Origin of the sequence: Acidovorax sp. M14, assembly GCF_049331375.1 — a bacterium.
Classification (GTDB): Bacteria; Pseudomonadota; Gammaproteobacteria; order Burkholderiales; family Burkholderiaceae_C; genus Acidovorax.
In genome coordinates this window covers 1,372,673-1,385,997 of sequence record NZ_CP186263.1, presented here as the reverse complement: position 1 = coordinate 1,385,997, position 13,325 = coordinate 1,372,673, and the positions used below count along the sequence as shown (strand labels likewise).

Below are 13,325 nucleotides of genomic sequence, written 5' to 3'. Positions count from 1 at the left end.
TCAGGCACGCGCAGCGCGCAGTCGGATGGAGAACTCTCGCAGAGCCGCCACACCGCTTTCTTCCGCACGGCGGCACCAGGCTTGCAGGTCAGCAGTCAGCTGCTCGCGGGACTGGGAGGTGTTCAACCACAGCTGACGCAGCTCTTCGCGCATGGTCACCATCTTGTCGAGCGTCGGAGATGCCGCACGGGCCTGCGCCAGCTGCGGCAAGGCGCCCGCTGGCACCTTCTCGGCATCGCGGTGCAGCCAGCGCTTGGCCGCCTTGAGCACCGACACATCGGCCTGACGCGCCTGCAGCGCGGCAATCTCGTCCCTGCAAGCCTGCCGCACGCCGCGCGCATAGCCAGCCATCACTTCGTAGCGGTTGGCGATCAAGGCTTCCAGCGTCTTTTCGTCGGCCACGGGCTTCACATCGCCCAGTTGCAGCTTGGGCGGCACCTTCTTCACCGTGGCCCAGCCGATTTTCTTCATGAGGCTGATGTACACCCAGCCAATGTCGAACTCATAGGGCTTGACCGAGAACTTGGCCGATGTGGGGTACGTGTGGTGGTTGTTGTGCAGCTCTTCGCCACCGATGATGATGCCCCAGGGGGACAAATTGGTGCTGGCGTCCTGCGCCTCAAAGTTGCGGTAGCCCCAGTAGTGACCCACGCCATTGACCACACCGGCGGCCCAGAACGGAATCCAGAGCATCTGCACCGCCCACACTGCCGCGCCCAGGGCGCCGAACAGGGCTAGGTCCAGAATGAGCATCAGGCCCACGCCTTGCCAGCCGTAGCGGGTGTAAACATTGCGCTCCATCCAGTCATCGGGCGTGCCGTGACCGAACTTCTTGATCGTTTCCATGTTCTTGGACTCGGCGCGGTACAGCTCGGCGCCGCGCCACATCACGGTGTCCAGCCCACGGGTCTGGGGGCTGTGCGGGTCGTCCACGGTTTCGCATTTGGCGTGGTGCTTGCGGTGGATGGCCACCCATTCCTTGGTGACCATGCCGGTCCCAATCCACAGCCAGAAGCGGAAGAAATGCGAAGGAATGGCATGCAGGTCCAGCGCGCGGTGGGCCTGGGCGCGGTGCAGAAAGATCGTGACCGCTGCGATGGTGATGTGGGTCGTGGCGAGGGTGTACAACACGATCTGCCACCAGGCCAGGTTCCACAACCCATTTCCAAGCCAGTCAATGGCGGCGTTCAGTACAGCCCAGTCGGGTAACAGCATATTCACAAAAACCTTACTACAGAGAACCTGCTCACCAACGAAGCAGCTATTTCATTTTAGAGGGCCTGCCTCTGAAAGGGTCAGGGAAATCCAGCGTGTTTACGCTGGTTTAGAGCCCTACACCCAGCATTTCAGTCCTTCTTGGCCCAGATGGCCGCAAAGAATCCGTCAGTCTGGTGCAGATGGGGCCACAGGCGCAAATAACTACTGCCCGATGCACCGCCACTGCACAAACCCTTGGCGCCTTCGACCTTGAGTTGCTCCAGCAGCTCGCTGGCGTCCAACAACTGGAAGTCCGGATGGGCGGCACTGAACGCCTCGGCAATGGCCTCGTTTTCTTGCGGCAGGATGCTGCAAGTGGCGTACACCAAGCGGCCGCCCGGCTTGAGCAGGCGGGCCGCGCTGTCCAGGATGGACGTCTGCTTGGCCACCAGTTCTTCAACGGCCTTGGGCGACTGGCGCCATTTGAGGTCCGGATTGCGCCGCAAGGTGCCCAGACCCGAACAGGGCGCGTCCACCAGCACGCGGTCGATCTTGCCTGCCAGACGCTTGACGCGGTCATCGCGCTCATGGGCGATGGCGGCGGGGTGCACGTTCGACAGGCCGCTGCGGGCGAGGCGGGGTTTCAGTGCATCCAGGCGGTGGCCCGACACATCAAAAGCGTACAAACGCCCGGTATTGCGCATGCTGGCGCCAATGGCCAGGGTTTTGCCCCCGGCCCCGGCACAAAAGTCCACCACCATCTCGCCGCGCTTGGCATCCAGCAGCAGGGCCAGCAGCTGGGAGCCCTCGTCCTGCACCTCGATGGCGCCGCGTGTGAAGGCGTCCAGCTTGGTCAGCGCGGGCTTGTCGTCAATGCGCAGGCCCCAGGGTGAATACGGCGTGGGATGCGCCTTGATGCCTGCTTTGGCCAACTCTTTTTGCACATCGGCGCGCTTGTCCTTGAGGGCATTGACGCGCAAATCCAGGGGGGCGCTTTGGGCCAGACTTTCCACCAGCGGCCAGAAGCCATCGCGCAGCTGGTCCTTCAGGGGCTTGACCATCCATTCGGGCAGGTTGTGGCGATGGCGCTCCATCAGGTCATCGACCGTGACCGCATCGCACTGGTCGAGCCATTTTTTTTCCTGCTCGGTCAGGGCGCTCTTGAGGAAATCACGCGGACCATGAAACCCCAGGATGGCCAGCCGGCGCTCCTTGGGCCCCGAGCCCGACGGGGCCATGTGGTCAAACAGCAGCTTCTTGCGCAGCACGGTGTAGACCGTTTCCGCCAGCGTGGCGCGCTCGCGCGGCCCCAGGCCCCGGTTGTCGCGGAAGAAACGCGACACCACCGCGTCGGCGGGGTGTTCAAACGTGAGGGTGAGCCTGACCAGTTCGGCGCAGGCGTCGAGAAGAACTTTGGGATGCATCCTGCGATTGTCCCATTCCCCGCCGCGCTACCAATATCCCCCTACCCTCCCACTGCGACAGCCGCAAGTCCACGAGCAAGCCACTCCATGCACGGCCAAGTCGTCAGCGGCTGTAGATCGGCTCGAACGCCGAGCGCTCGATCTGCTGCAGGGTCGGCGACTCACCCGCCCACAGCACCAGCGCGGGGCCCGGCAGGCTCAGGTTGCGCTCCAGCGCGCGGCACAGGTGGTAGCGGCTTTCATCGTCCATGCCCGGCAACTCGACAAACACCAGGTAGGCCCTGCGCTGGGGGTATTCGCGCAGGTTCTTGCGCACCAGCCAGCAACGCGCCAGCGGTGCGCAGCGGGCCAGCTCAGACTGCAGCTCGGCCAGCTCGAACGAGCTGAGGTCATGCCGCACGATCTGGCTGAAGAACGAGGTGCCCGACAACTCTTCCCAGGCCCGCTCTTCGGATTCTTGAGCACGCTCGAGCCGCTTGCGCCATTGCTTGAAAGCGGCCGCATCGTGGTCCAGCCCCAGGCGTGGAGTCTCCAGTTCGGCCAATGCCGTGCGCGCAGCCCAGTAACGGTCGCTGCTGCCGGTTTCCCACAGGCGGTGCAGCAGCAGCAGCTTACCCTCCCGATCCTCCTCTGCCAGGCAGGGCACCAGCCCGCGCAGCGCGGCAGGGTATTCGGGGCTGCGCTGCAGGGCCAGCTCGTACAGGGAACGGACATCGGCATGCGGGTCCAGATGGCGCTTCAGGCGGGCCAGTTCCACCAGGTCGGCGGCGCTGCTCTGTGCCGTCGATGCACCCAGGGCATCGGCGCGTGCGCGCACGCGCCCCAGCCAGGCGTGGTGCTGCTTCCATTCGCTGGCGTTGTCGCGGCACCATTGCTTGTCGAAATGGGCCACCCAGCGTTTGGCATCCGGGCCCAGCAGGGCCAGCGCGTTGCCGCGCGACCATTCCGGCAGGGTGGGCGTGGCGTCCAGTGCCTCGATGCGGTCGCGCAGGCTGGGGTGGGTGTCGTCCAGATTGCTCAGACGCTTGAGCGCCTGGCGCAGGGCGTCATTGGCAAAGGCGGCATCAGGGGCTTTGGCCAAGGCGCGGCGCATGCTGCGGTAGGGACCCACCGGCAACGGGTTGCCCGCCGCTGCACACCAGTGGTTGCCCCAGAACTCCGCCTGCAGCCAGGCACCCCGGATCTCGATCTCGGCCAAGGCCGCAGCGGTCACTTCGCGGCCCAGTAGCTTGCCAGCGATGCGGTCGGCCTCGTATTCGTCCTGGCGGGCCAGTGCAAAGGTCTTCGCTGAAAACCGCGGAAAGTACCAGCGCATGAACAGCTGCGTGGCAGCAGCCACCGGCCCCTCATCGTCGGCCAGGCTGTGATTCAGGCGCATCCACGACAGGCGGGTGCGGTAGATCCAGGCCGCAAAGCGGCCGTGGTCGCCCCGCAGGTGACCGTACTCGTGCGCCAGCACCGCCAGAAAACGTGGCCGGTCCAGCGCCATCAGCAGGGGTAAGCCAATGCTCAGGTGGTTGACCGCCCCACCCAGCAGACCGTAACGCGGCAACTGCTGGATGCTGGCATTGAATTCGTCGGTCAACGTGACCTTGTGAATGGGCGGGCCCTTGATCTTGCGGCGGATGCGCGCCAGCGCTTCAAACAGGTCGGGCGCGTCCAGCGCGGTAATTTCAACGCCCTCCGGCGCATCAAACCGCACCCACAGCGCACGCAGGCTGACCCACAGCAGACCTCCGGCCCCCAGCAAGGCCCAAACCATCGCCAACCGAAAGCGCCCATGGAGCAACTGGGGCACCACCCACAACAAAATACCCACAGCGAGCGCCAGACACCCCAGCACCCAGGCATAACCCAACGCCGCAAACGCAGCCACACTGCGGCGGTACGCACGGCTGTTGCCGGCGCTGGCATGCTCGCTCATGCGCACCATGTGCACAAAATCTGCCTGGTCCACGGACTTCCCTCACTCTGGTTGATTTTTTTCAGCCGCCATCCTAACCACTCACGCCACCGCAGCACCATGACCGACGACGACCTGCCCGAACTCATCCGCACGCCACCCGGCCTGTACCGCCACTACAAGGGCATGCTCTATGAAGTGATCGACACCGTGCGCCACAGCGAAACGCTGGAACCCATGACGCTGTACCGCGCGCTGTACGGCCAGCGTGGCTTGTGGGTGCGGCCCGCCGCCATGTTTGAGGAGCAGGTACTGATCGACGGGGTGCTGCAGCCCCGCTTCCAGAAATGCGCAGAGGGGACGGCGCCCGTATAGCTGGCACCCAAAAGCGGCTTCGGTGCTCGTCCGAAAAGCGCTCTACGCTATATTTTCAATAGCAATCAGATCGCTGCAGCCGGGTGTTAGCTACAGCGTTTGAATTAGCGCCCGTACGGCGCGCGGGTAAATCACATGCTCCTGGGTCAGCACCCTGGCGGCCAGCGTCTCGGCCGTGTCATCCGGCAGCACTGGCACCACGGCCTGGTCCAGGATGGGCCCCACATCCAGCTCGGCCGTCACCTGGTGCACCGTCACGCCCGCAAACTTGCAGCCCGCATCGATGGCGCGCTGGTGCGTGTGCAGCCCGGTAAAAGCCGGCAACAGCGAAGGGTGGATATTGATGAGCCGCCCCGCGTAGTGCGCCACAAATGCGGGCGTCAGGATGCGCATGAACCCCGCAAGCACCACCAGGGCGGGCTGGTGTCGGTCGATGGTGGCAGCCAGTTCCGCATCGAACGCCTCGCGGCTGGCGAAGGCCTTGTGGTCTAGCGCCTCGGCGGCGATACCGTGCTCGCGCGCAAACACCAGCCCCGCAGCATCCGGTTTGTTGCTGATCACGGCCGCCACGCGGGCGCCATAGCGATGGGCCCAGTTCTCTTGTTGCGCGGTGCGAACGATGGTGGCCATGTTCGAGCCGCCGCCAGAGATCAGAATGACGATGTTCTTCATAAATTGCCACGGATTATCCCAGCCATGCCTTTTGATCCTGCGACCCGCCCCCTTACCCCCAACGAAGCCCGCGTGCTGGCCACCCTGATGGAAAAGGCGCGCACGGTGCCCGACAGCTACCCCATGTCACTCAACGGTCTGGTCACCGGCTGCAACCAGAAAACCAGCCGTGACCCGGTGATGAACCTGAGCGACGCCGAGGCGCAGGAGGCACTGGATTCGCTCAAACTGCTGACCTTGGCGTTTGAGAGCAGCGGCAACCGCACCACGCGCTGGGAGCACAACTTTCAGCGCGGCGTGGGTGTGCCCGAGCAATCGGCCGTGCTGCTGGGCCTGCTCATGCTGCGCGGCCCGCAGACCGCCGGCGAGTTGCGCATCAACGCCGAGCGCTGGTACCGGTTTGCGGACATATCCTCGGTCGAGGCGTTTCTGGACGAGTTGCAGGAGCGCAGCGCCGAAAAGGGTGGCCCGCTGGTCGTGCAGCTGCCCCGCGCGCCCGGCGCCCGCGAGCAGCGCTGGGCGCACCTGCTGTGCGGGCCGGTGGACATGTCTGCCAGCCAAACACCCGCAGCTGGCGCGGGCGCCAGCCCCTCCCCCGCCCTGCAGGCCCGCGTGGACGCACTGGAGGCGGAGGTGGCAAGCCTGCGCAACACCGTGCAGCGGCTGTGCGCCGAGCTGGGCATTTCCCCTGACTTCAGTCCAATGTCGCCACCCGGACAGGAATAAAACGAACGACCGTGCTACAAATGCGGATCACTTGGAGACAAACCGATGGATCTCGCATTTACCCCCGAAGAACAGGCGTTTCGCGAAGAGATTCGCGCCTGGGTTAACGCCAACCTGCCCAAGGAAATTTCGCACAAGGTGCACAACGCCCTGCGCCTGACCCGCGAAGACATGCAGGGCTGGGCCAAGATCCTGGGCAAGAAGGGCTGGCTGGGCTTTGGCTGGCCCAAGGAGTTCGGCGGCCCCGGCTGGACAGCCGTGCAAAAGCACCTGTTTGAAGAGGAATGCGCCCTGGCGGGCGCGCCACGCATCGTGCCGTTTGGCCCGGTGATGGTGGCCCCGGTGATCATGGCGTTTGGCAATGCGGAGCAGCAAAAGCGCTTCTTGCCCGGCATCGCCAGCGGCGAAGTCTGGTGGAGTCAGGGTTACAGCGAACCCGGTTCGGGCTCGGACCTAGCCAGCGTCAAGACCCGCGCCGAGCGCGTGGGCGACAAGTACATCGTCAACGGCCAGAAGACCTGGACCACCCTCGGCCAGCACGGCGACTGGATGTTCAACCTGGTGCGCACCAGCACCGAGGGCAAGCCCCAGACCGGCATCTCTTTCCTGCTGGTGGACATGAAGTCCAAGGGCGTGACCGTGCGCCCCATCAAGCTGCTCGATGGCGAGTGCGAAGTGAACGAAGTGTTCTTCGACAACGTCGAAGTGCCCGCCGAGAACCTGATCGGTGAAGAGAACAAGGGCTGGACCTACGCCAAGCACCTGCTGAGCCACGAGCGCACCAACATCGCCGACGTGAACCGCAGCAAGCGCGAGCTGGAGCGCCTCAAGCGCATCGCCAAGACCGAAGGCGTGTGGGACGACCTGCGCTTCCGCGACCAGATCGCCCTGCTCGAAGTCGACATCGTGGCGCTGGAAATGCTGGTGCTGCGCGTACTGTCTGCCGAGAAGTCCGGCAAGAACTCGCTCGACATTGCGGGCCTGCTCAAGATCAAGGGCAGCGAGATCCAGCAGCGCTACGCCGAGCTAATGATGCTGGCCGCAGGCCCCTTTGCCATGCCCTTCATCGAAGAGGCCATGGAAGCCGGCTGGCAGGGCAACTTCCCCGGCGGCGTCACCGCCAACGCACCGCTGGCATCCACCTACTTCAACCTGCGCAAGACCACCATCTATGGTGGCTCCAACGAAGTGCAGCGCAACATCGTGGCTCAGACCGTCCTCGGCTGATCCCAAGTTCCAGGAGACAAGAACATGGATTTCGATTTTTCTGACGACCAGGAACAACTGCGCGACGCCGTGCGCAAGTGGGTGGACAAGGGCTACACCTTTGAGCGCCGCCGCGCGGCCGTGGCCGCAGGCGGTTTTGACCGCACTGCCTGGAATGAACTGGCCGAGCTGGGCCTCACAGCGCTCACCGTGCCCGAAGCGCACGACGGCATGGGCCAGGGCGCCATCGACGCGATGGTAGTGGCCGAAGAACTGGGCCGTGGCATCGTGCTGGAGCCCATCGCCCAGGCCTTCATCGCCAGCAGTGTGCTGTCGCACTACGCACCCACTGAAGTGCAGAGCGCCTGGCTGCCCCGTGTGGCCAGTGGCGAAGCCCTGATCGTGCTGGCACAACAGGAGCGCAAGGCGCGCTACCGCCTGAACGTTTGCGAGGCAAAGGCGGCTCAAACGCAATCAGGGTATGCGGTAACAGCTATCAAAAGCGTAGTACCCACTGGTGACAAGGCCGACGCCTTCATCGTCCCTGCGCAACTCGACGGCAAGATGGCCCTCTTCCTGGTCGAACGCACTGCGAGCGGCGTGACCACGCAGGGCTATGTCACGCAGGATGGCAGCCGCGCCGCCGAGGTGCAACTGGCCAACGCCCCCGCCACGCTCCTCACCACCGACGGCCTGGCCGCGCTGGAGCTGGCCGTGGACACCGGCATCGCCGCCACCTGCGCCGAAGCCGTGGGCGTGATGGACAAGACCGTGGCCATCACCGTCGAATACATGAACCAGCGCAAGCAGTTCGGCGTGTTCATTTCCAGCTTCCAGGCGCTGCGCCACCGCGTGGCCGACATGAAGATGCAGCTGGAGCTGGCCCGCTCGATGAGCTACTACGCCAGCCTCAAGCTCGGCGCTCCTGCGGAAGAACGCCGCGCCGCCATGGCCCGCGCCAAGGTGCAGCTGGGCCAGTCGATGCGCTTTGTCGGTCAGCAGGCCGTGCAATTGCACGGTGGCATCGGCGTGACGGACGAATACATCGTGAGCCACTACTTCAAGAAGCTTACCCAGCTGGAAGTGACCTTTGGCGACACGCTGCACCACCTGGGTGAAGTGTCCGCCCGCATGCAAGACACCGCAGGCGTGTTTGCCTGACGGTCACTGACGCAGGCGCGTCACAGCCATCAACGATGCTCGTGGATTCACTGGTCCACGGGCATTTTTTCTTTCTGGAGACAGCTTCATGAACAACACACTCTGGCTGCAACGCCGATCTCTCCTGCTGGCCACCGCTGCTGCGGCCACCCTCGCCTTGGCTGGCTGCGCCACCCAAAGCCCCAGCCTGGCCGAGGCACCACCCATCGTCTTTGTGCACGGCAACGGCGACACCGCTGCGCTGTGGCAAACCACCGTGTGGCGGTTCGAATCGAACGGCTGGCCCCGCGAGCGCCTGCACGCCATCGACGTGCCCTACCCGCTGTCGCGCGATGAGGATGCCAAACCCCAGGCAGGCCGCACATCGGCCGCAGAGCACATGGCCTACCTGAAGGCCGAGGTGGACAAGGTGCTCCAAGCCACGGGCGCCCGCCAGGTCGTGTTGGTGGGCAACTCACGCGGCGGCAACGCCATCCGCAACTACATCTACAACGGCGGCGGCGACAAGACCGTGAGCCACGCCATCCTGGGCGGCACCCCCAACCACGGCGTGTGGGCGATCCCGGGGTTCCGTGAAGGCAACGAATTTTCCGGCACCGGTCCCTTCCTCAAAGCACTGAACGCCCCCAAGAACGCAGCGGGCGACGAAGTGAGCGGCCCGGTGAAATGGATGACCATCCGCTCGGACAACAACGACAAGTTCGCCCAACCCGACGGCCTGTGGATCGGCCAGAAAGGCACGGCCACCAACGTGACCGCCGCAGGCCCCGAACTCAAGGGCGCCACTAACGTGGTGATCCCGCGCATCGATCACCGCGAGACGTCGTACTCCCCCGCTGCGTTTGAAGCCACCTACCGTTTCATCACAGGCAAGGCGCCAGCACGCACCGAGATCGCTGCGGAAAAATCTGTGGTGCTGAACGGTAAGGTCACGGGCCTGGGCGTTGACTCCACCGACCCCAAGACCGGCAACTTCAGCAACAACCTGCCGCTGGCGGGCGCACAGCTGGAGGTATATGCCACCGACCCTGCCACCGGCACCCGCAAAGGCAACCCTTTGCTGCGCAAAACGGTGGGACCTGATGGCCAATGGGGTCCGCTGGCGATTGCACCCGGCGCACCCATCGAGTTCGTGATCACCGCACCGGGCTATGCGACCACCCACATCTACCGCAGCGGATTCCCGCGCAGCAGCGACCTCATCCACCTGCGCGCAGAACGCATGGCCGATGCCGACAAGGGTGCCGACAGCGTCGTGACCCTGACCCGCCCGCGCGGCTACCTGGACCCGGCGCGCGACAAGATGCTGCTGGACGGTGCAGTGCCTGCTGGGGTGCCCGCAGGGGCCGGCGTGGCCTCGGCCAAGGTCAAGCCTGCCGGTGGCGTGCGCAGCATCGTTGCCGAATTCAATGGCGAACGGGTGGTGGGGCAGACCTGGCCTGCTGCGCAAGGCCACGTGGTGATGCTGGAAATCAGCCAGTAGTTGGCCGATATCCCTGCGCGCACGTCAGGGCACTGCGATCCGTCGCGGACACAAGCGCATCAGTGCGAGTGCCCTGCGTGACCGTGGCTTTCCGCACGCTTGCGGTCTTCCACAACGTTCACCGTCGCGCCATTGGGTAGCACCATGTCTCCTGGCCGCTGCGCAGCGCCACATTCGCCCAACCACCGGCCCTCGAACTCGGTGCGCCCTGGAACGAAACGCACAGGTTTGGAATAAGTGACCTCAAACACGCCGCGGTAGGCGGTTTGAAGGTCGCCTGACAGTTGTACCGTGGCGTCCACGCGGTTGTCGTGCACATAGCAAACGGTGCGCACCTCACTGCCACGTGCATTTTTCTTTACTCTCACGTTGTGACAATGCTCCTGCCCGGGCACGATCGCAAGCAACATGATCGGCTCCGCCTGGCGATCAGTGCATTGCAAAACCTTCTGCTCATTCGCTACCGAGTTGCCGGTACTGCGGACCGTGACCTCCCAGAGCCCCGGCTTTCGCGCCGGCATCTGCTGCGCATTTGCAGATTGGATAGCGACAACACCCATCCACACGCCCAGGCCAGCAAGGCACGACCAGCGTGCGACATGCGCAATCTGTCTCATCAAAAATCTCCAGTAAAAGGGGCTGGCAGCGCTTGACGGAACACTCCAGCCCCAAGCTTCACGCTTCCTGACAGGCTCAGCGCGCCTGTCGGCGGTGGAAGTAGATGAAGAACGCAGCCATCAATGCTGACAATATCAATAGCCCCCATTCGGACAAAGTTGGAATGGATGCTGGAACGGCGATCGCCACAAAAGTCACGCTCACCGTACAAGACGCGTTGACCGGGTTTGTCGTATAGGTATTGCCAACCAGGGTGCCCCCGCACGCTCCGCCACTGGTTGCGATACGCGCCACAAAGCCAGGGTCGGGCGTCACTGTGTAGACCACGGTGTTACCGGGCGCTGCAACATTGGTCACCCCCAAGGGCGTGACAGTGCCATTGGCGCCTGCGGTTGCCGTCACGGACAGCGGTGCAAAGCTGAAAGCCACATTGCAATCGGCCGTCACCGGGTTGACGGTGTAGGTGTTGCCGGTGAGCACGCCGTTGCAGGAGCCACTGGCGCTGAGAGTATTGCCTGCGTTGGGTGTGAGCGTGTAGGTCACAGTCCCGCCTACTGGCACCGTGCGTGAGCTGGCGGGAGTCACAGTTCCTCCGGCTCCAGACGTCATGGTGACGGTAGCGGACAGAGCAAAATTGGCGACTACTGCGGCGTCCGCAGTCATGGCGGGTACGGTACATGGGTTGGTGGTGCCCGTGCATGCGCCCGACCAGCCGGTGAAGATGCTTCCCGATGCCGCCGTGGCCGTGAGTATGGCCTGGCCGCCGTCTGCCACTGGCAGCGTGCAGGTGGCACCGCAGTTCATGCCAGCAGGCACACTGACCACAGTGCCGCTGCCCGCTCCCGACTTGGTCAGGCTCAGGTTGTGCAGCGTGGCGGCTACCGAGTTGGTGTCGCCAGCAGTGTTGTTGGCAGTGTTGTTATCGGTGACACCCGCAGGGGTCGCAATGCTGAAAACCGTGGATGCCGAAGTCGGCCCAGTCACGGTCGCACCGAAAGTGAGCGTGACGCTCCCTCCGACCGGAATGTCCAGCAGCACACCGCCACCAGGCAGAGTACCCGCCGAGGGCGCCCCACCCTGACACGATCCGCCCGCTGTGCCGCTGCAGGTCCAGTTGCCCGCTGTGAGGCCCGACACAGTCGGCTGCGTCAATGCCGCTCCAATCACAGGAGCCGGACCGTTGTTACTCACCACGACGGTGTAAGTGGAAGCGCTGCCCGCAGCGGTGGCCGATACACCATCGCTCACACCGACCGTCAAGTCTGTCAACGTTGCACCACTGACAACGCGGGTCTGCACCAACGGCCCCAGCACCGTACTGGCCCCTGTGGCTGACATGGAGTAGGTGCCATGGTTGAGCGAGTTGGTCGGACTGCTGGCGCTCGCACCGGCGGGCACGCCCCATACGATCTCAAAAGTTCCACTCTGGTGGTCGACCAATGAGCCAAAGTCGCAGGTCACTGTGCCCGCCGACCCCACCGCCGGTGTCGTACAAGTCGCACCAGCAGGCGCTGTCACCGACTGAAACACCGCATCGACGGTGGCAGTGTTGGCTGCGTTTCGCACTTGCGGGCTTTGCGCACTGACTTTGCTGTTGAAAACCATCACCCCGCTGTTGTTGCTGTAGGTGTAGGTGTAGGCCACGTTGTCGCTTGGCTGGGCGGTCGTGGGCCCAGTGGCTGAGACCAAGAGGCCGGCAAAGAAGGGGCCGATCGAATCTACGTAAACCTCCCCTGAGTGACCGCCTTGGCTGCAACCTGCGGCGATGACCTCGACTTCGACGGTATCACCGACATCCAAAAGTCCGTTCCCAGGAGCCACGTCAATCGCCTGCCAGCCGGTGTACTGATAGCCCCCCAGGGTCTGCCATGGCACGCCTGGCTGGGCCGCAAAGTTGAAGGTGTAGAACAGGCGCGTACCCTTGGTGACGTTACGCACTTCGACGTAGAAATAGGCTTGTTGTTCAGGGCTGTGGCCGCCGTCCTGGATCACCGGAGCGACGGCCATGCGCAAGTGCACTTTGCCATCCACGGGGTCCACATCGGCTAGCACCATCTGGGCGGACTGCTGGATGCCGCTGGCACGGTTGTTGTTGCCACGCGCGTTGATCCGTGCGCTGTACGAGCCCTGAAACGGGATGGTGATGGCTTGTCCGGGTGCGTCTGGCGCACTCGCGGGCGAGCCGGATGCCGCGCTCACCACCTGCGTCACTGGGGCCGTAACGGGAGGCTGCAAATTCAGATGGCTTTTCTGGGTGGGCGGGAATGTGGCAATACCGTTGTTGCGGTAGTTGGTCACCGTCCAGCCCGTGAAATCTCCACTTTCGAAATCGCCGTTCACCACCCCCGCCTGAGCGGTGGATAGCAAACACAGCGCAGCAACAAAGAGCGCGAAGACTCCACGCAAGCAGCGGCAAGCCAAGGTCCGCAATGCCATCCAGTTATCGATCATTTTCAACACTTCCCCCTCTTGGTAAACCGCAAATTCCCGCGGATGGCCGCGGGTTGACTCACACACAAAACCAAACTGATTTCGAACGGCTGGCGCACAGGCAAGCCTC

General features: G+C 63.9%; 11 protein-coding genes. 5 read left to right on the top strand and 6 right to left on the bottom strand.

Translation table 11 applies throughout. The features are described 5' to 3' along the window. The 3 genes from ACOYR4_RS06470 to ACOYR4_RS06460 all read right to left on the bottom strand — a co-directional run bounded on the left by ACOYR4_RS06470 (position 1) and on the right by ACOYR4_RS06460 (position 4,578). Complete coding sequence (locus tag ACOYR4_RS06470; protein ID WP_309825888.1) at positions 1-1,215, bottom strand: DesA family fatty acid desaturase; 1,215 nt, start codon at positions 1,213-1,215, stop codon at positions 1-3. A 131-nt stretch (positions 1,216-1,346) separates the two neighbouring features. Next, positions 1,347-2,621, bottom strand: coding sequence for an RsmB/NOP family class I SAM-dependent RNA methyltransferase (locus ACOYR4_RS06465; RefSeq protein ID WP_422849008.1), 1,275 nt, complete (start codon positions 2,619-2,621; stop codon positions 1,347-1,349). 103 nt (positions 2,622-2,724) lie between these two features. Beyond that, on the bottom strand, positions 2,725-4,578 hold the full coding sequence (locus tag ACOYR4_RS06460) for a M48 family metalloprotease (RefSeq protein WP_422849007.1): 1,854 nt from the start codon (positions 4,576-4,578) through the stop codon (positions 2,725-2,727). Between the two features lie 66 nt (positions 4,579-4,644). Here ACOYR4_RS06460 and ACOYR4_RS06455 point away from each other — a divergent pair, with 66 nt between their 5' ends. After that, complete coding sequence (locus ACOYR4_RS06455; RefSeq protein WP_015013082.1) at positions 4,645-4,899, top strand: DUF1653 domain-containing protein; 255 nt, start codon at positions 4,645-4,647, stop codon at positions 4,897-4,899. A 90-nt stretch (positions 4,900-4,989) separates the two neighbouring features. Here ACOYR4_RS06455 and purN read toward each other — a convergent pair whose 3' ends face one another. Further along, positions 4,990-5,571, bottom strand: coding sequence for a phosphoribosylglycinamide formyltransferase (gene purN, locus ACOYR4_RS06450; protein ID WP_422849006.1), 582 nt, complete (start codon positions 5,569-5,571; stop codon positions 4,990-4,992). Between the two features lie 24 nt (positions 5,572-5,595). On the opposite strand from purN, the gene ACOYR4_RS06445 reads away from it, so the two are divergent. The 4 genes from ACOYR4_RS06445 to ACOYR4_RS06430 all read left to right on the top strand — a co-directional run bounded on the left by ACOYR4_RS06445 (position 5,596) and on the right by ACOYR4_RS06430 (position 10,147). After that, the gene (locus tag ACOYR4_RS06445; RefSeq protein WP_422849005.1) at positions 5,596-6,297 is read left to right on the top strand and encodes a YceH family protein; all 702 of its coding nucleotides are present in this window, start codon (positions 5,596-5,598) and stop codon (positions 6,295-6,297) included. A gap of 45 nt (positions 6,298-6,342) precedes the next feature. Next, on the top strand, positions 6,343-7,524 hold the full coding sequence (locus ACOYR4_RS06440) for an acyl-CoA dehydrogenase family protein (protein WP_422849004.1): 1,182 nt from the start codon (positions 6,343-6,345) through the stop codon (positions 7,522-7,524). Positions 7,525-7,548: 24 nt separating this feature from the next. Then, entirely contained in the window at positions 7,549-8,664 is a 1,116-nt protein-coding gene (locus tag ACOYR4_RS06435) for an acyl-CoA dehydrogenase family protein (protein WP_422849003.1), read from the top strand. An 88-nt stretch (positions 8,665-8,752) separates the two neighbouring features. Further along, entirely contained in the window at positions 8,753-10,147 is a 1,395-nt protein-coding gene (locus tag ACOYR4_RS06430) for an alpha/beta fold hydrolase (protein WP_422849002.1), read from the top strand. 59 nt (positions 10,148-10,206) lie between these two features. Here ACOYR4_RS06430 and ACOYR4_RS06425 read toward each other — a convergent pair whose 3' ends face one another. Together ACOYR4_RS06425 and ACOYR4_RS06420 are read right to left on the bottom strand one after the other, a co-directional pair. Beyond that, the gene (locus ACOYR4_RS06425; RefSeq protein ID WP_291445082.1) at positions 10,207-10,764 is read right to left on the bottom strand and encodes a DUF3617 domain-containing protein; all 558 of its coding nucleotides are present in this window, start codon (positions 10,762-10,764) and stop codon (positions 10,207-10,209) included. Between the two features lie 76 nt (positions 10,765-10,840). Then, a complete protein-coding gene (locus ACOYR4_RS06420) occupies positions 10,841-13,216 on the bottom strand; it encodes an IPTL-CTERM sorting domain-containing protein (protein ID WP_422849632.1) in 2,376 nt (791 codons plus the stop codon). Positions 13,217-13,325: the final 109 nt, after the last annotated feature.